The 18,810-nt window shown below is 66.8% G+C and carries 11 protein-coding genes; 7 read left to right on the forward strand and 4 right to left on the reverse strand.

The window, feature by feature from the left end; translation table 11 throughout:
* Together SFU54_RS01905 and SFU54_RS01910 are read left to right on the forward strand one after the other, a co-directional pair.
* Positions 1 to 807 (forward strand): PQQ-dependent sugar dehydrogenase (locus SFU54_RS01905; protein WP_319014626.1); only part of this gene is annotated, 807 nt, incomplete at its 5' end.
* Positions 808 to 835: 28 nt separating this feature from the next.
* Positions 836 to 1,306 (forward strand): SprT-like domain-containing protein, encoded by a 471-nt coding sequence (locus SFU54_RS01910; protein WP_319014627.1) that lies wholly within the window; start codon positions 836 to 838, stop codon positions 1,304 to 1,306.
* 6 nt (positions 1,307 to 1,312) lie between these two features.
* Here the strand turns inward: SFU54_RS01910 and SFU54_RS01915 are convergent, their stop codons facing one another.
* Entirely contained in the window at positions 1,313 to 1,615 is a 303-nt protein-coding gene (locus SFU54_RS01915) for a DUF427 domain-containing protein (protein WP_319014628.1), read from the reverse strand.
* A gap of 43 nt (positions 1,616 to 1,658) precedes the next feature.
* Positions 1,659 to 2,222 carry a hypothetical protein gene (locus tag SFU54_RS01920; protein WP_319014629.1) on the reverse strand — a complete coding sequence of 188 codons (564 nt, stop codon included), beginning with the start codon at positions 2,220 to 2,222 and terminating at the stop codon, positions 1,659 to 1,661.
* A gap of 35 nt (positions 2,223 to 2,257) precedes the next feature.
* Here SFU54_RS01920 and SFU54_RS01925 point away from each other — a divergent pair, with 35 nt between their 5' ends.
* The 3 genes from SFU54_RS01925 (at position 2,258) to SFU54_RS01935 (ending at position 5,244) form a co-directional block, all read left to right on the forward strand.
* Complete coding sequence (locus SFU54_RS01925; protein WP_319014630.1) at positions 2,258 to 2,764, forward strand: hypothetical protein; 507 nt, start codon at positions 2,258 to 2,260, stop codon at positions 2,762 to 2,764.
* Positions 2,761 to 3,417 (forward strand): DUF1684 domain-containing protein, encoded by a 657-nt coding sequence (locus SFU54_RS01930; RefSeq protein ID WP_319014631.1) that lies wholly within the window; start codon positions 2,761 to 2,763, stop codon positions 3,415 to 3,417. The genes SFU54_RS01925 and SFU54_RS01930 overlap by 4 nt, the downstream gene beginning before the upstream one ends.
* A gap of 267 nt (positions 3,418 to 3,684) precedes the next feature.
* Complete coding sequence (locus SFU54_RS01935) at positions 3,685 to 5,244, forward strand: DEAD/DEAH box helicase (RefSeq protein WP_319014632.1); 1,560 nt, start codon at positions 3,685 to 3,687, stop codon at positions 5,242 to 5,244.
* 90 nt (positions 5,245 to 5,334) lie between these two features.
* On the opposite strand, the gene SFU54_RS01940 is transcribed toward SFU54_RS01935, so the two are convergent.
* Entirely contained in the window at positions 5,335 to 15,060 is a 9,726-nt protein-coding gene (locus SFU54_RS01940) for a DUF5979 domain-containing protein (protein ID WP_319014633.1), read from the reverse strand.
* A 175-nt stretch (positions 15,061 to 15,235) separates the two neighbouring features.
* On the reverse strand, positions 15,236 to 15,778 hold the full coding sequence (locus SFU54_RS01945) for an NUDIX hydrolase family protein (protein WP_319014634.1): 543 nt from the start codon (positions 15,776 to 15,778) through the stop codon (positions 15,236 to 15,238).
* 54 nt (positions 15,779 to 15,832) lie between these two features.
* On the opposite strand from SFU54_RS01945, the gene SFU54_RS01950 reads away from it, so the two are divergent.
* Together SFU54_RS01950 and SFU54_RS01955 are read left to right on the forward strand one after the other, a co-directional pair.
* On the forward strand, positions 15,833 to 16,468 hold the full coding sequence (locus tag SFU54_RS01950) for an alpha/beta hydrolase (RefSeq protein WP_319014635.1): 636 nt from the start codon (positions 15,833 to 15,835) through the stop codon (positions 16,466 to 16,468).
* 36 nt (positions 16,469 to 16,504) lie between these two features.
* A partial coding sequence (locus SFU54_RS01955) for a DEAD/DEAH box helicase (RefSeq protein WP_319014636.1) occupies positions 16,505 to 18,810 on the forward strand: 2,306 nt, incomplete at its 3' end.

The raw sequence follows: 18,810 nt of genomic DNA on the forward strand, positions 1-18,810 counted from the left end.
GGCGGCGAAGGGGGGCTTCTCGGCATTGCCGCGCGCGACACCGGCACGCCCTACCTCTACGCCTACTTCACGGCTGCCCGCGACAACCGCATCGTGCGCATCGAGGTGACCGGCGCACCGGGGTCGTATGAACTGGGTGAACTCGAGGTGCTGCTCACGGGCATCCCGAAAGCGCGCACGCACAACGGCGGTCGTCTGGCCTTCGGACCTGACGGGATGCTGTACGCCACGGCGGGCGATGCGCGCTTCGTCGACGAAGCGCAGAACCTTCGTTCGCTCGCCGGCAAGATCTTGCGCATGACCCCGGAGGGGGAGGTGCCTGCCGACAACCCCTTCCCCGGCTCGTACGTCTACTCATACGGGCACCGAAACCCCCAGGGCCTGGTGTTCGACAGCACGGGGCAACTGTGGGCGTCAGAGCTCGGTCAAAACACGTGGGATGAGCTCAACCGCATCGACGCCGGTGCCAACTATGGCTGGCCACTCATTGAAGGAATCGGCGGGCAAGCGGGCTTCATTGACCCAGTGCAGCAGTGGCCGACGAGTGCCGCGAGTCCCAGCGGACTCGGCATCGTCGGCGACACACTGTTCATGGCATCGCTGAGGGGCAAGCGGCTGTGGGCCATCGACATCGCTGACCCCAGCGTCAGCACGGCCTACTTCGTCGGCGAGTTAGGCCGCATTCGCGATTCGGTCGCGGGACCTGACGGCACGCTCTTGCTGTTGACGAGCAACACCGACGTCAATGGCATTCCCGGGCCGACAGACGACCGGCTTCTGCAGGTCACACTCGCGCCGCGCGACTGAGGTCGGCGGTGCCCTTTAGCATCACACTGTGAGCGATCTCGAGCGCGTGCGGCACTGGGCATCGGCCCTCATCGCACTGCACCTCGATGCGTCGTGGAGCTTCGACTTCGACCGCGCCACACGACGAGCCGGTCTGTGTGACTTCTCGCGCAAACGCATCACCGTGTCTCGGCACCTGGCGCATCGCTTCGACGACGATGACATTCACCAGGTGCTGCTGCACGAGGTCGCGCACGCGCTCGCGGGACCGCGCACGGGCCACGGCCCCGAGTGGCGACGCATTGCCCGCGAGCTCGGCTACGTCGGCGGGGTCACCCACAGTGGGCCCATCGCCGACGAGCGCGCACGGTGGCACGGCTCGTGCCCCCAAGGCCACGAGTTCGTGCGGTTTCGCCGCCCGACCCGCGAGCTCTCGTGCGGACGATGCTCGCGCGGGTTCAGCCGGGCGGCCATCATCACGTGGCGCGACCAGTCGTCGAACGCCGCCCCGCTGCGCTGAGGTCAGCTATTCGCTGACGCTCACCTCTTTCCAGAAGGCGACGTAGTTGCTGAAGTCTTTGCCGACGCGCTCGATGCCGCTCGGGTAGGGAGTCGGGTAGCTCCACGCGCGGTCGGGCAGGCTCTGGCCGTCGACGGTCACGGTGAAGTACTGGCACTCACCCTTCCACGGGCAGGTGTAGGGCGTCGGGCTCGTGGTGAGCATCCCCTCGACGATGCTCGACGGCGGAAAGTACCAGTTGCCCTCAATCTTGATGAGCTCGCTTTCGGGAGCTTCGGCGATGACGGTGCCGTTGACGTGAGCCTTCATGGGTCCTCCTGCGGTCGAGTGATGCCGGTCTCTCGGCACAACCTCAGGCTGTCAGATCGAATTCCCGCAGCACGACGAGTTCGGTCGATTCCCAGCGCGCACGCGCCGCGCTCAGAGCCTCGCCGCCCTCGGCGGCGGCGAGGGTTCGGCCGCCCACCGACGCGCTCAGCATGTGCGCAACGGCCCCACGCAGACCCTGGTAGCCCGCCGCGGCAACGGCCGCTTCGGGGCTCGTCGCGTCGATGCCCACGGCGCCGAGCGCGTCGATCACGGCACCCGCGAGCAAGTGATCTTCGACCGGGATGCCCTCCGGCGCCTGCACGGGAGCCCCGGCAGCCACGACCGCCACCATCGTGCGCTCACCGCGCGCAGCCTGCAGCTCGAGCAACCGCTGCGCGATCGCGGACGCGGCGCCGCAGCGCGCGTCGATCACCTCGAGGTGCGGCGGCAGAGCATCCGTCGGCACGGGCTCGGTCGCGAGGCCGTCGCACCACACGAGAAGGTGTGCCGAGGCACCGATGCGACGCGCGCCATCGAGCCCGACATCGAATCGCACCTGGTAGCGCGTCTGCTCGTCAGGGGCGGTGCTGTCAATAAGGCCGGTCACAGGTCGATCGTATCGACGTGCCGCAGACTGGGCACATGCGCGTGCGACTTGATCTCTTGCTCGACTGTCCGGCCGATGCGGCGTGGGAGGCCCTGCACTCCCCCGCGGTGTTTCGCGCCGTCGCGGGGCCGATCACGACGGCCGAGTCGCTCGAGCCCGAAGGGTTTCCCGAACGGTGGGCGAACACCGAGCATCGCGTGCGCTTGCGCATGCTCGGTGTGCTGCCGATGGGTTCGCAGGTGATTCGTGTGCGCGACGAGACGCAGCTGGACGGCACGCGCATCGTGCACGACGAAGGCGGTCCCGTGAGCGGGCCCATGACGCTCGTGACGAGTTGGCACCACCGCATGGCCGTCAGCCCCAACCCGCTCAGCCCCGAGACGCGCACCCGCTTTCACGACACGCTCGACGTTCGGGCGGGGCTGCTGACTCCGTTCGCGTGGCTCGGGTTCGCGGTGTTGTGGCGGCTGCGCGGGCGAAAGATTGCGAAGCTCGCGCCCGGGTGGGCCGCGCAGTTTGGCGTGGCGGGAGGCGCGGCGTGAGCGGCGCATCCATCACGCCTGACCGGGCCATCGACGCTCTTGCCGTCGCTGACTGGCGGCGCCAGATCGCCGCGCTCTATGCCGAGCTGCGGGCCGCGACCGACCTCGTCGCCGCGCACGACCACTGGCGCCGCACGCGCGACGAGCTCTTTGCGCACCACCCCGCCTCGCCGCTACTGCCGGCCGATCGCGAGTCGTTCACGGGCCTGCGCGTCAAGCCCTACGACCCTGCGTGGCGGTTGGAGTGCGTGATTCAGGATGCTGAGCCGGCGCGCATCGAGGTGACCACGGGCACCGACGGAGTCGTGCCGTTCGAGCGACTCGGCCTCGTCGACGTGCCCGGCGTCGGCACGCTCGACGTCTGGCGGCTCGCCTCATACGGAGGCGGGCTCTTCGTTCCGGTGCGCGACGCCCTCTCGCGCGTGCCCGGAGGCACCTACGGCGGCGGCCGATACCTGCTCGACACCGTGAAGGGCGCCGACCTCGGCGGGGGCCGCGCGCCGTGGTCGCTCGTGCTCGACTTCAACTTTGCGTACAACCCCTCGTGCGCCTATGACGAGGCGTGGGCGTGCCCGCTCGCCCCGCCCGGCAACGTCGTGGACGTCGAGATTCCGGTCGGCGAGCGCTACGGCGACGGGCGGCTCGTGCTCTGAGCCGCTCCCCACAGGGCGACCTGCTACGGTTGACCCATAGGCAGAACTGTTCTCAGCTCTCCTGCGTCGTAGAACGCTTCCTCTTCCCGCTGCACGCGCACCGACTCGCGCATCCAGACGGTTCGATACTTTCTCACGGCGAACGATGTCGGCCACTGCCGCCGTCGCCACTTCGATTCCTGCTGCCGCGCGTATCCATCGTGCGCACCGCATCCTGACCATTCGGTCGCGGATGCCCGGAATCGCGCACGCTCGAAAGGCACCACCATGACTACCCAGAACACCACCTTTAGCGCCCTCGGCGTTCCGTACCCGCTCGTTGAGGTCCTGACCGCGCAGGGCAAGACCGAAGCCTTCCCCATTCAGGTCGACACCCTGCCCGACACCCTCGCGGGGCGCGACGTGCTCGGCCGCGGCAAGACGGGCTCGGGCAAGACCCTGGCCTTCTCGATTCCGATGGTCGCGCGCCTTGGCACGCGCCTTGCGGGCGGATCACGCCGCAAGGGCGCCCCGCTCGGCATGGTGCTCGCACCGACGCGCGAACTCGCCACGCAAATCAACGCCGTGCTCGAGCCGCTCGCCAAGGCGTACGGACTCACGACCACGACGATCTTCGGCGGCGTCTCGCAAAACCGCCAGGTGCAGGCCCTCAACGCGGGCGTCGACATCATCGTCGCGTGCCCCGGCCGCCTCGAAGACCTCATGAAGCAGGGCTTCGTGACGCTCAACGCAGTCGAGATCACCGTGCTCGACGAGGCCGACCACATGGCCGACCTCGGCTTCTTGCCCGGCGTCACGCGCATCATGAAGGCCACCCCCACCGACGGTCAGCGCCTGCTGTTCAGTGCGACCCTCGACAACGGGGTCGACAAGCTCGTCAAGCAGTTCTTGCACAACCCCGTCATGCACTCGGTCGACGAGGCCAACTCTCCCGTCGCCGACATGACGCACCACGTGTTCGAGCTCTCGGGCGCCGACGAGAAGAAGCGCATGATCACCGCACTCGCCTCGGGCAGTGGCCGCCGCATCCTCTTCATGCGCACCAAGCACACCGCCAAGAAGCTCGCCAAGGCGCTCACCGAGCAGGGCATCCCCGCCGTTGACCTGCACGGCAACCTCTCGCAGCCGGCCCGCGACCGCAACCTCGCCGCGTTCGGCGACGGCAGCGTGCGCGTCTTGGTGGCGACGGATGTCGCGGCACGCGGCGTGCACGTCGATGACATCGAACTCGTCATCCACGTCGACCCGCCCATGGAGCACAAGGCCTACCTGCACCGCTCGGGCCGCACCGCCCGCGCCGGAGCCGCGGGCGACGTCGTGACGCTCGTGCTGCCTGAACAGCGCCGTGACACGGCCGACCTTTTGCGCAAGGCCGCGATTCGCGTGCAGCCGCAACAGGTCACAACCGAGTCGGCCGCGGTGACGCGACTGATCGGCGAGGTCGCACCCCGTGTGGCTGCGCACGAGCTGCCCGCTGTGCTTCAGCGCCAGCCCGAAGGCGGCGGGCGCTCGCAAGGCGCCAACGCTCAGCGCAAGCGCGCCAACCGCGACGGCCAAGCTCAGCCCGCCCGTGGTGGTCGTGGCGGCCAGGGAGGCCAACGCCGCTCGGGTTCGTCGTCGACCGCCGCATCGGGTGCGCCTCGTAGCGCGGCCCCGCGAACGGATGCTCCGCGCACCGACGCCCCGCGCTCCGAGTCCACTGCCGCCCCCCGTGCCCGCCAGGGCTCGCGCCGGGCATCATCAGCTGCCGGCGCGAGCGCGGGCGGAATCCGCGTGGGCCAGGTTGTGCGGTCGAACTCGTCGGGCGGCCAGCGCCGCGGGCGCTAAGTCGCGCATGTCACACCCTTAACGGGCACGGGCCCCGGCAGAGCATCCACTCTGCCGGGGCCCGTCGTTGATGCGACCGCGTCGTCCCGCCTAGGCGGTGGCTCGGCGTCGCGCGATCATGACGAGCACCACGCCGCTAAAGAGCAGCGCACCAATAACCCAGAGCCAGAGCATGATCTCAACACCGGTCTCGGCGAGCGTGATCATGAACACGTTCGAGAGGGTCGAGTCGTTGAGGCCGCCCTCGAGTGTGAGGTCACCGAGCTGCAGCACACCCCCAACCCAGACGAGCTGTGCCGTGGCTCCTCCGCTGTCGACTTCAGAGATCGAACACTCCGCGGTGGCGGGAAGGTTTTCGAAGGTCACCGTGACTCCGTCAGAGATCTCCGAGATCACGCTCGTCTGAGGATCAACCACGGGTGGCGCGCTCGGGTCGGGATCGGGCACCGGCCAGCCGCCCGGCAGCAACGGAACGAGTTCGCCGTCGCGATCCCAGATGCACGACGTCTCGATCACAAAGGTGAGATCACGTGCCTCGAACGCGAACGGGCCGGCCAGCTCTTTCGTGATCGAGAAGGCAGCGAGCAAGAACGTGTTCTCCAGTGACACCTGGTGCACGTCTCCGGCACCCATGACGAACTCACCGCCGGTGAATTCGCTGCTCGTTGCGCCGCCCGTCTTCGTCTCGGTCACGGTGCAATCGGCACCAGCCGGAATCTGACTCCAGCTATTGCGGTAGCCGTTGAGCTCGGTCAGCTCGCGCACGGCCCCACCCGGAATCGGGAGGTCAGTCACGACCCCATCAATTTCGAGCGTGCAGGCGAGCGAGGCTTCGAACGGTCCCTGAACGAACTGACCAGTGCCGTCACCCGCAAACGTCTTCTCGATCTCAACCGAGCCGACATCGAAGGTATTGGTGACGACGAATCCCACGGGGGCGGCGGCAACCGTCACCGAATCGACATCAATACTCGTGCTCGTGGCACCCGCGGTCGTGGTCTCTTCCAGCGAGCAGACCGCGTCGAGCGGAAGGTCGCTGTAGACCGCGCGGTAAAACGAGTCAGACGACAACGGGCGAGTAGCTCCGCCGGGGATGTCGATCGTTTGCTCGACTCCATCGACCGTGCGCACGCACGTGAGTTCGACCTCGAACGGCCCGGCACCCCACGTTGCAGCACCATCGCCATTGCGCATCTTTTCGACGAGCACCTCACCCAGAGCGAAGGTGTTCGTCACCTCGACCTCGACCAGCGTGTCAGCGATCGTCGCATCGGCGGTGACGCCGTCAACGCTCGTGCCATCGATCGACACGGTTGTCGACGATGCGCCTCCGGTGGCGGTTTCGGTGACCGTACACACGGCCCCGGTCGCGATGTTCTCGATCGTCACCGGGTCGTCGCCACGCATGAACGTGAACGTGTCACTGAAGACCGTGCGTGTTCCCGTCGCGTCATCGAGCTCACACGTCACGTCGACGGTGAACGGAGCATCCGCCCATGCGTCGGCCCCATCGCCCACAACGGTCTTCGTCAGCTCGATCGACCCGACCGTGTAGTCGTTCTCGATTTCGGCCGTCGTCGTCGTACCGAGCGTCACCGTCGCGGAGTCACCCGTCGTCGTCGTCGCTGCGCCAGCATCGACAACGGTGACAACGCGCGTCGCCGCGGCATCCATCGTGTTGGTTTCGGTGATGGTGCACGACGCGCCGTCGGGCAGCCCCGTGAGCGACCATGTCTCACCGTCTTCGAGGTCACGCTGCATCGGCGTCGCCGCATCAAAGCCGGTGCCGTAGACGGCATCGCCTTCGAACGTGCAGCTCACCGACACAGGGAAGGGCCCAAAGCCGATCGGGGTGCCGTCGGTGTCGCGCGCTGCGCTCGACACAGTCTTCGTCACGTCGAGAGCCGCGAGCTCGAAGGTGTTCTCCACCTCGAGAGCCGGTTGCGCTTGGTTATCGAACTCCACCAGGTTGGTGTCGTCGACCGTCACGGTGAAGGTGTGCCCGGTGGTGACCGAGTCGGTCAACTCATTTCCACCGGCATCGAGGATGCGACTCGACGTCGCCCCCGCCCGGTCACTCTCGGTCAGCGTGCACTCGGCGCCACTCGGCAGCAACGTGTAGGTCACCGTGCCATTGGGCAACAGCTCGCGGGTTGCCCCGCCCGCGATGTCAACCGCGATGCCGTCGCGCTCACATGCGAGCGTAACCTCGAACGGACCGTCGCCATACGACGCTCCCGCACCGAGCACGGTCTTCGTGACCTCAAGCTCGCCGGTCATGTAGTAGTTCTCGAGCGTCACGCGTCCAGGCTCGGCCGCCGTGATGAGAATGTCTTCTCCCGAGATCACAGCGCCCGAGTCGTCGACGATGCGGTGTGCATCGGCTCCCGTCGCGGCGACATTGCGCTCGAATACGGTGCACGTCGAGCCGTCAGCCAGGTTCTCAATCGTCACGAAGCCATTCGCCGGCACAGTGACGTCACCGTTGTACGACTCACCGACGATGGGCGCTGTGCAGACGAGGTTCGCGGTGAAGCTCGCCGGAGCGAACTGGGTTCCGCCACCACCAATCACATCCTTCGTGATCGTGAAGCTCGTAACCCCATACCGGTTGGTGAACTGCGTCGAGTTCGTCGTCACGGGTGCAACGAGCGTGCCACCGTTCGCGGCGAGTGACGCGATCGTCGTCGCCGTTCCGACAACGGACGTCGAGGTCGCGTTGACAGTTTGCACGATGGAAGTTGAGTCGGCGTCTTGATCATTGGTCTCGGTGACCGCGCACGATGCACCCGCGGGCAAGCCCGTGAGCGTTCGCGTTTCCGCGTGCCGGAGCTCGAACGTCATCGGAGACGACGCAAACGTGTCGGCGATTACCGTGTCGCCTTGGAAGGTGCAGACGACCGAGAACGCAAACGGGTCGACCGGGTACACCGGGTTGCCGCTGGCATCTTCGGCATCCGTCAACACCGTCTTGCCCACTCTCAGCGACGCGAGGTCGAAGCGGTTGGTCACGGTGCGTGTCACCGTCGAGGTTCCCGCAGCGTTGCCGGTTGTGGTGACGGGGTTCGGCGTCTGGATCGAGACGTTCGTCGCCCCAGCACTGCCGGGCTCACTGATCGTGCAGCTCGACCCAACGGGAATGTTCTCGATGGTCTGAGTGAGCTGAGTGCTCTTGCTGAAGGTGAGGTCACCAAACCATACGGCCGTCGCGGGTGCGCCCGGGGGCTGCGTCGCGGGTGAGATCGAGCTCGAGGCACGAGTGCAGCTCACGCGCACCGTGAACTCACCGTCACCAAAGTCGTACGGCGCCGTCGCTCCCGCGCCGGTGATCGATTTGTTGACGGTCAGTCGGCCGACGTAGAACTCGTTGGTGTAGTCAATGGTGTTCGTCGCCTGACCCAGACCGTTGTTCGGAGCGAGCGTCACGATCGACGCGGCGCCCGGGGTCGGTGCCGCCGGAACACCGCCCGTCGTGATGACCTTGCTGACGACACTCGCCCCCCGAGTCTGAGTCTCGGTGACAGTGCACACCGCACCAGCCGGTAGTCCGGTGTACGTGCGCGAACCACCGTTGTTGAGGGTGAACGTCGCCGGCGTCACGGTGAGCGCAGTCGGGCCCGAACCGTTGTCGAAGGTGCACGCGATGGAGAAGTTGAATCCGGTCTGCATGATCGGCTGCCCCGCCGCGTTCACCGCGCCGTTCATGTCGACGGTCTTGGTGATCGTCAACCCCGCGAGGTCGTAGGTATTCGTGACCGTGCTTTGTTCGATGGCGGGTCGCGAATCAAACGCGGGCACAGGGTTCACCACGATCGACGGGCTCGACGGCAGTGCCCGCGACACGACTTGCTCCGGCGTGATGACGGTCGTGGTCGCTCCTGTCGTGCCGACCTCGCTGACATCGCAGACCGCATAGAGCGGAATGCCGAGGATGCGCGTCGCCGCGGCATTTCCGGTCAGCGTGAACGGCGTGCGATCGACTCCGGCGCTGTCGAGCAACTCGATCGGCTCGGGGCTATGCACAGTTCCCGCACCGTCAATGTCGAGGGTGCACGCAAGGTCAACCCGCACGGTCGACGGAGCGAACGACGCGGCAGCGCCGTTGATGACCTTGGCCAGATCAACCGCACCCGTCGCGAGAGCAATACCCACCTTGCGCGGCTCGGTCACGAACCGGTACGGCAGGTCGTTGACGCCGTCGAAGCCGCGTGCGGCACCGGCGATTGAGTTGTAGGCGATCGAGTCGCGCGCCAGGTTCGGCGTGGTCTCGCGCAAGACGGGCTCGAGAGCCGTGCGCGTCTTGTAGGCGATCGTGACCGACTCGCCCGGGGCGAGGCCGACGGGAACAATGCCGCCATCTTCGAAGTCGATGACGAACTTCATCGCGACAACGCTCTCGAGCAGAGCCGTCGATGGCACGGCCGGCATGACCTGCCACCCCGTGGCCGGGTTGGCGCGATCAGCAAGGCCACCCGCAGCGGCGCTCCCCACACAAGGCCAATAGGCCTCGACCATGGGCGGGTCGCTCGTGGGGCTCATGCCGAGGTCGTTTTGGATGTCGGCGCCGTTGCACGCGGGAGTCGCCATGTCGAGGCGACTGGTGTAGTACACCGTCAAGGCCGCCTCGGGGTAGCCGATGAGGCGCGGTCGCTCCAGCAAGATCGGCGCCCACCGTGAGTTGCGTGCGTCGTTGATGATGACACCGCGGTCGTTCGCGCGCGGCAGCACATCAATCGACGAGATCTGGTACACGCGCACGTTTCCGGCGTTGAAGAAGTAGCCGACCCACTCTTCTGTTCCGCCCGGTCGGGTGATGGGCACACAGGGGTAGCGGTAATACTCATCGCCGGCGACGGCGAGAGTCGGTGCGGTGCAGTCGGCGGGGTTTGCCGGCACCGTCTTGATGACCCCGAGGTCGTCATAGGGGTCACCCGTGGCAGGGTCGATGAGCGGCGTACCGTCGGTGTCAAGCGGGCCCGCTTCAACACCCTTGACACCCTTGATGATCGACATCGGGGCGCTCGGCAGAGCCCACACGCGCGTCGTCGCCGTGCACGAGGCGACCTCGACGATCGTCGGGTCCAGCGTTCCGTCGGTTGCCGGCGTGCACTCGTCGAACGGTTGGTCTGACGTCACGGTGGCGGCGTTCAGAACAAAGTTCTCGGTCGCACTACCCGACTCGAAGAACTGGCGGAACTGCATCGGCACGCTGATCGTCATCGACCAGTCATGCTCGAGAACGAAGCTGGGGTCAATCGTGATCGTGAGCTCTTGACCGGTCAGCTCGGCTGTGCCCAGCACGGCCGTGAAGCTCGGGGCGGTGACAGGGTTGTTCGCCTCATCAACGACCTCGATCGTGATGACGTCTTGCGGGTCGTAGGGCAGGTCGGTTTCGGGGTCAATACCCACGACGAGCTGCGGACCCGTGACGTCGACGGGAATGAGGTCGACAATCTCGAGGCCGGTGAGCTGCTTATCGAGACCGGTTCCGCGGTTGGTGACCTCGATCTCGTAGGGAATCGGGGCACCGAGCGTGAGCGGGCCAAAGGGAGTCTTGATGATCTGCACCTTGGCAGGGCGGTGCTGGAACAAGATCTGCTTGGTGTCGTCATCGGTCGCTTGCCAGAGCGGAGCATCCACCCCGTTATCGGCCCACGACGTCACCGTGACGTCATTGGTAAAGACACCAACCGTGGCTTCACCCGGCGCCGGCTGGGTGTAGATGTACAGCGTCGAGGGCACGGGGTCGCCCGCAGGCTCGACGAGCACATCGCGGCGCGTAGCAGTGAACCGCAGCGTCTGCGTCGGGTTGAACGGGCGCTCCCACGTGGCGCCGTCAGCACGCGTGTATTGCGCACGAATGCCGCGAATGTCGGCGGTGGTGGCCCCGGGAGGCAGGGTCGGCAGGGCGAGCGAGCTCGAGAACGTGCCATTGACCCAACACGCGTCGAGGTTTGCGCTACCGCCACACTCGACACTGATATCTCCGGTCAGACCGTCGATGACATAGTCGACGCCGATGAGCACGTCGACCTTGACCCGGTTGATCGGCGTGGCGAACGAGTGGGAGCCAAACGCCGTGAAGTTGTAGGCGTTCCAGAACGTCGGGCTAATGTCCTCAAACTGCATGTCGGTCGACCGCACGGTGCCCGACGGTTGGCCCGTCAGAGTGACCGTGGCCACGCGCGAGTTGCCCTCGATCTGCGTCGCCGGGGTCGCCGGGGTCGCCGTCGTGTCGGCTACGATGCCCTTGGTCGCCGTCACACCGTAGGTGTAGTCGACAACCGTGACCGAGGCCGAGTCTTGCGCCGTGACGGTGTTGTCGGTCTCACCCACCGGGGGCACCGTAACTCCACCCGGGTCGACGACGCGGGCTTCGGCCGTGTTGTCGACGACACCGCTGCTCACGGAGTTGACGATCGTTCCCGGCGCACTGCGCAGCTCTGCGCGCAACTGGGTGTCGAGCACGATGCGCGTATCAGCGAGCACGTCGATGCGTCCTGTGTGAACAACTTCGATTCCCACGACATCAGCCAGTTGTGCCGTCGTGAGGGCGAGTGCCGCGGTGCGCGTGAACACGTCGATCGCGCCACTCTCGCGCTCGAGGCGCACTTCGGTGGCGGTGGCACCACTCGGAACCGTGATCGTCACGATGTCGAAGAGGTTGACCGCATCGAAGGGGTCGGTGCCGGCGACGGGGTCGAGCACCGCGAGCTCATTAACACGCACGACGGACTCGTTGGTCGCATCGATCGTCATGCGCGCGCGGGGGTACAAGGCCTGGGGCGTACCGGCGGGCGGCGTGCCGAGCGGGCCATCGACCCAGGTCTTCGAGATCGACACCGTCAACGGAGAGTCGAGAATGAGGATGTCGTCAGCAGCCGTTTGCGAGAACAGCACCGACTGGGTCGCGTCACGCCCGTCGACGCGCGCGGTGTTGCGCACCAGTCCAAACTCGCTAGGGATGTTGTACAGGGCCTCGCGCGTCGAACCCAGCACGGCGACCGTGGGGTCAGAGCGGCGCTGGTCGCGAACTTCGAACTCGAGATCGAACTCGCGATCGAGAGTCACGGCCGGGGCGACTCCCGTGCCGACGGGCGGCGTTTGCGAATCGGTGATCGCGAGGGTCGCCCGCGTCGGGCTCTCTTCAAAGACGAGGCGCACTCCCGTGGCCGCGGCACTCTCGGCGAGGGTGAGTGTGTAGCCGGGGAATGTTCCGTCACACGCGTTGGCAGCACAGGGGTTCGTACTCGTGGCAACCCAGCCCGATCCCGGGACATACAGTTCAACCGCCGTGACCGCGTCATAAACGAGGAGCGGGTCGAGGGTCGACGTAATGGGCTTGATGCGAACCAGATCGAACGCGTCGAATACCGTGTCGGCAACCGGAGTGGTCGACGGGTCGTCGGCGGTGTCTGACACCACGACCGAGTCGAACGGTACGCCACCCGTGCCCCAACTGATGCGCGCTGTTGCGCGGTCTTCTGACCGCGCGATGACGGCTTCGATACCCGTGCTCGGCACCGGCAGCCACGTCTTGTCGATGCCGTCAACGCCCGCCGTCGGCAACAATTCGACGCCCGCGGGGTCGTCAGCAGTGGCTTCGCTGGGGTCGGTCGTGGGGTTGACCACGCGGCTCTGCGCAACGTTGTCGATGATGATCGGGTCAACGCGGGTGTTCGACGCTGCCTCGCCCGTGCCGTCGCGCAGTTGATCGCGCAACGTCATGTAGAGGTTGGGCTGCACACTGAAGCCCGGCACCAAGAGCGTGCCCAGCGTGTCGTAGGTGGCGTGGCGGAAGACAAACCGCACGCCCTCGATCGAATCACGCAATACCGGATCGATCGTGGTGGAGAAGTACGTCGGGCCAGCAATGTCGGTCGCGCCGGAAAGGGCGAGCCATGCCGAGCCATCCCAGTACTCGACCGACATCAGGGTGTTGCCCGGCACGGCCGTCGCAACGATGGCGCTGAGATCGAAGTAGTTCCAGAACTCGTCGGTCGTCGCGTCGAGCGGGTCGGTCACCGTGAGGCTCGTAGCCCCGACGGTCGAAGCGGTGGGATCGACTGCCGACGTCGGCAGCGGCGTAATGCGCGCCGGAATCGAGACGACGGTTGCCGCGCCTTCGAAGGAATACAGCTCCGACGGCGTCGCAACCTTTGAGACCTCGGTGTTGACGCGAGCCGTGCGGCGCGTGAGGTCATCGGTCGCCACCGCAAATGCGGTCTCATCGATCAGCGTGACGACATCGACACGCACTTCGTTGACCGTCGTCACGTCGCTGACGACATGGTCGCTCACGGCCAGGAACGGAAGCACGGTGTATTGCCCCGGCGTCATGCCCTGGGGCAGGGAACTGAGGAACCGAACCCGAATGTCGGTGACCGCTGCCGGGTCGACCGGGTCGGGCAGAGTGTTGGGCGTCGTCGACGTCAGCGGAGCGCTGTAGTCGAGATCGCCGTCGTACTTGTAGCTCACTTCGACGCTCGTGGCACCAATCGGCCACTCGATGTCGGCATCGACCCAGCTGTCAAAGCTGAGACCCTGAGCCTCGAGAGACGTCGAGCCGGGCGATGGCTCGGTAATCGTCATCTCTTTCAGGGCGAAATCTCCACCATTGGATCCGCCGAGCGTGACGAGAACCTGGTCGCCACCGATCACATACGTCGCGCCGAATTGCTTGGTGGCAACGGGGCCAATGCTGGGCGGCCCGATGACGATGGAATCACTCGCTTGCACGGGCGGGGTGGTGTCAGCTGCGTACGTCACCCACGATGACGCGGTATTGACGACCGTCGTTGGTTCGGTGACCAGTGCCGCCGTGGCCGAGAGCGCAGCATCCACCGTGATGGCAGCGACGCCACCGATCGCGATGCGTCCGCCCGTCGAGCTCGTGAAGGTGAAGCGCAGGGCCTGAATGTCGGCAGTCGGCACTCCGCTCGGCAGCGCGGCGGTGGCCGATGCCGTGCCGGTCGTCCACGCCGACCCGTTGTACCAGTCAACCCGAATGCGGTCGGCGCCCGACGGGAAGGTGAGCCCGCTCAGTCCGGTGACCTGAAGCGTGTCGAGCACGTTCGAGGAAAGATTGGCCGGCTCTTGAATGACGAGCGAATCGACGGAACCGTTGCTCGAGTTCGTCGCACCCAGCGTCATCGCGACAGGCGTGCCTTCGATCGCCGTCGACGACGCGGGAGTAATCGTCTTGGTGATCTGCGATGCGAGCGTGCGGGTGACCTCAAGACGCACCTCGGCGCTCGACAACACCGTCGACGGCCGTGGAGGGTCAAGCGCAAGGTCTTCGCGGTTCGACACCGTCACGGTGGCCGTGTTGGGCAAGATCGCGCCGTCGTAGTCGGCCGACAAGTTGGCCGGCACCGTCGCGGTCGCATTGATCTGGATGCCCGTGCCGGCTTGCAGGCCGACAAGGCCGCCGCCCAGGTCGTCCACGATGCGCACCGTGAACGCGTTGCCCGTGATGCTCGTCTGAATCGGGGGGATCGATTGCGCTGTCGTCACGGATTGAAGCACGAGGGGCTCGGGAACGCCGTCGGTCAGCGTCAAGTCAAGGCAGTCGGTCTCGAGCGACGAACAGTTGATCGTGAACTGGTACGTGACGGTTTCGGCAGGACCAACCGCCGCAAGAGAAGCCGGAGGAATGGCGACTTTGTTGAACTGAACGAGCACCGGCTCGTCGGGGTCACCCTCGGCCGCGGTTGCCGACTGGAAGGCGACGAACGGCGCGAACAACGCGACGATCGCCACAACGGCGACACTCGAAAAAAACCTTTTGCGGCGGCGAAGCGTAGAAACGGCCATGATGCTGTGATTCCCCCCGGGGCGTCGTTAGGCCGAAGAGAGTCGGGTAGGGCCCCGGCCAAATGACATGAAGAACGCTCGCGCTCGAGCGAACCAATCTCACCCTACTCACCGCATCCGGGCTTCGCTGTACCCAGCCAGGGGGTCACGACCTCCCCCTTCGGGGGTAGAGCTACTAGGGCAATACCCCCACGGATGCCAATCCGGCACGCAACAGAGCCCCTCGTCCACCCTCGAGCTCGTCGGCAACGCGCTGTGACGCCGCTTCGTCGGGCGTCATCCAGGTGAGCTCGAGCGCATCTTGCCGCGGCTCGCACGTGCCCGTCACGGGCACCACGTAGGCGAGAGCGACCGCGTGCTGGCGGTCATCGCTAAAGCGGGTCGGGCTCGGAAACGGAAAATACTCGGCCACTGTGAACGGCGTCGGCGACGCGGGCAACTGCGGAAATGCCATAGGCCCGAGATCTTTCTCGAGGTGCCGGTAGAGCGCATCGCGCAAGGTCTCGCCGTGCATGACCCGCCCGCTCACGAGCGTGCGGGTAATGCTGCCCGCCGGATTCACGCGCAACAGCACGCCCACTTCGGTGACGACACCCATGCCATCGACGCGCACAGGAATGGCTTCGACATAAACGAGCGGCAATCGCTGACGAATCTGCTCGAGCTCGTCGTCAGACAGCCAGCCCGGGTTCGGATCAGGAGTGCGCACGGTGGTCATGCTCCATTGTGTCTCGTGCGGCGCCCACGCGGGCACACCTGACACGATGGGCTCATGAGCGGCATGCAATTGATCGACCCCTCGGCCATCATCTGGTCGGCCCCCGAAGCCGACCGCGCCGGGCGACCCCTGCTCGTGCTGCTGCACGGCTATGGCTCGCACGAGGGTGACCTCTTCGGACTGTCGCCCCACTTGCCGTTGCAACCCGTCATCGCCTCGGTGCGCGCGCCCCTGCGCGCGGGCCCGGGCTACGCCTGGTACGGGCTCGAGGGGGCGACGCCCGAGAGCCGATCCGAGGGTGCCGACGCTGCGGCGCGCGGCTTGCTGCACTGGCTCGACGGGGTGCAGGCCACCTCGGTCGGGCTGCTGGGGTTTTCGCAGGGTGGGGCGATGAGCATCCACTTGCTGCGTCATGCCCCCGAGCGGTTCGACTTTGCCGTCTCGCTCGCGGGCTTTGTGGTGCAGGGCGATGCGCCCGCGGATGCCCGCCTCGCCGCCCTCGCCCCGCCGGTGTTTTGGGGGCGCGGCACGCACGATGCGGTGATTCCGCCGGCGTTCGTTGATTACACGCAGTCGTGGCTGCCGAAACACAGCACGCTCACCGAGCGCATCTATGAGGGTCTGGGACACAGTGTGAGCGAAGCCGAACTCGCCGATGTGCTCACGTTCTTGCGCGCGCAATACTCCTGAGCGCGCGCTGTCAGCGCGCACCACGACAATGGGGTCATGACCACCCTCGAGCCCGCCGCCGTGCTGGGCCGATTCGCGCCCGCGACGCGCGAGTGGTTCACGGGCGCGTTTCCCGCGCCGACCCCCGCGCAATTGGGCGCGTGGGATGCGATCTCGACGGGTCGTCACGCGCTCGTCGTGGCACCCACGGGTTCGGGCAAGACGCTCGCCGCTTTTCTCTGGTCGATTGATCGCCTCGCCGCGGAGCCGCCGCCCGACGATCCGCGCCGGCGCACGCGCGTGCTCTACATCAGCCCGCTCAAGGCGCTCGGCGTTGACGTGGAGCGCAACCTGCGCTCGCCGCTTATCGGCGTGACGCAGACGGCTCTGCGCCTCGGCGGCACGGCGCCGTCTATCACGGTCGGTGTGCGCAGTGGCGACACCCCGAGTGCCGACCGTCGCGCGCTACAAAAGTCGCCGCCCGACATTCTCATCACCACACCCGAGAGCCTCTACCTCATGCTCACGGCGAGCGCGCGCGAGACGCTTGACGGCGTCACGACGGTCATCATCGACGAGGTGCACGCCGTCGCGGGCACGAAGCGCGGCGCACACCTGGCCCTCACGCTAGAGCGACTGGATGCCCGCCTCGCGACCCCCGCCCAACGCGTCGGTCTCTCGGCGACCGTGCGCCCCCCGGAAGAGGTCGCTCGCTTTTTGGGCGGAGCCCAACCCGTGACGATCGTGCAACCACCGGCCGCGAAGACCTTCGACCTCAGCGTCGTCGTACCCGTCGATGACATGACGCAGCCTCCGACGATCGGGGGCGATTCACCCGACGGCTCAGGGGCGCCACAAACGCCGTCGATCTGGCCGCACGTCGAAGAAGACATCGTCGATCGCGTGCTGCAGCACCGCTCGACGATCGTGTTCGCCAACTCGCGACGACTCGCCGAGCGGCTGACGGCCCGGCTCAACGAGATCTACCAACTGAGAACCGAGTCTGACGAACTCTTGGCCCGAGCCCACCACGGCTCGGTGAGCAAAGAGCAGCGCGGCGAGATCGAAGAGGCGCTCAAGACCGGCCGCTTGCGGTGCGTCGTTGCGACGAGCAGCCTCGAGCTCGGCATCGACATGGGCGCGGTCGACCTCGTCATTCAGGTCGAGGCGCCACCGAGCGTCGCGAGCGGGCTGCAGCGCTTGGGCCGTGCCGGGCACCAGGTCGGCGAGATCAGCCGCGGCGTTCTCGTGCCCAAGCACCGGCTCGACGTGCTGCACGCGACGGTCACGAGCGAGCGCATGACCGCGGGACTCATCGAAGAGTTGCGCGTGCTCACGAATCCGCTTGACGTGCTCGCTCAGCAGACCGTGGCTCATGTGGCCCTTGAGTCGTGCGACATCGAGCAGTGGTTCGAGCAGGTGCGCCGCAGCGCGCCGTTCGCCACCCTGCCGCGTTCGGCTTTCGACGCTGTGCTCGACCTGTTGAGTGGCCGGTACCCGAGCGATCGCTTCAGCGAGTTGCGCCCGCGCGTCGTGTGGGACCGCGTCAATGGCACCCTCACGGGTCGCCCGGGCGCGCAGCGACTCGCGGTCACGAGCGGCGGCACGATTCCCGACCGCGGGCTCTTCGGGGTCTTCATCGCGGGCGAGGGCAACGGCCGCCGCGTCGGCGAGCTCGACGAAGAGATGGTCTACGAGTCACGCGTGGGCGACGTGTTTGCGCTCGGCACCACGAGCTGGCGCATCCAGGAGATCACGCACGACCAGGTCATCGTGACTCCCGCCTTTGGCCAGCCCGGCAAGGTGCCCTTCTGGAAGGGCGACGGCTTGGGCCGGCCAGCTGAACTTGGACGAGCGCTCGGGCGCACGACGCGCGAACTCGCGGCCGCGACGCCGGATGCCCGCCACGAGCGCCTCGCCGCCGCGGGACTCGACGCTCGCGCCGAGGCGAACCTCGACGCGCTGTTGCGCGAACAGGCCGAGGCCACCGGGCAGCTGCCGAGCGAGCAGACGCTCATCGTGGAGCGGTTCCGCGACGAGCTCGGCGACTGGCGCGTGGTGCTGCACTCTCCCTTCGGCATGGCGGTGCACGCCCCGTGGGCCCTCGCCGTGACGGCCCGCATCCGTGAGCGGCACGGCTACGACGGTGCGGCGATCGCAGCGGACGACGGCATCGTCGTGCGGTTGCCCGACACCGAGGCGCAGCCGCCCGGCGCTGAGCTGTTTCACTTCGAGGCCGACGAGCTCGAGGCGCTGGTGACGAGCGAAGTGGGGGGCTCGGCGGTCTTCGCCGCGCGCTTCCGGGAGTGCGCCGCCCGCGCCCTGCTGTTGCCGCGCCGCGACCCGGGCCGCCGCAGTCCGCT

Source organism: Microcella sp. (assembly GCF_033763155.1).
Lineage (GTDB): Bacteria > Actinomycetota > Actinomycetes > Actinomycetales > Microbacteriaceae > Microcella.

Excerpts from the sequence above, each read along its gene's own strand:
- SFU54_RS01950 (WP_319014635.1), top strand. The coding sequence starts at position 15,833 with ATGAGCGGCATGCAATTGATCGACCCCTCGGCCATCATCTGGTCGGCC.
- SFU54_RS01945 (WP_319014634.1), bottom strand. The coding sequence starts at position 15,778 with ATGACCACCGTGCGCACTCCTGATCCGAACCCGGGCTGGCTGTCTGAC.
- SFU54_RS01915 (WP_319014628.1), bottom strand. The coding sequence starts at position 1,615 with ATGAAGGCTCACGTCAACGGCACCGTCATCGCCGAAGCTCCCGAAAGC.
- SFU54_RS01935 (WP_319014632.1), top strand. The coding sequence starts at position 3,685 with ATGACTACCCAGAACACCACCTTTAGCGCCCTCGGCGTTCCGTACCCG.
- SFU54_RS01925 (WP_319014630.1), top strand. The coding sequence starts at position 2,258 with ATGCGCGTGCGACTTGATCTCTTGCTCGACTGTCCGGCCGATGCGGCG.
- SFU54_RS01940 (WP_319014633.1), bottom strand. The coding sequence starts at position 15,060 with ATGGCCGTTTCTACGCTTCGCCGCCGCAAAAGGTTTTTTTCGAGTGTC.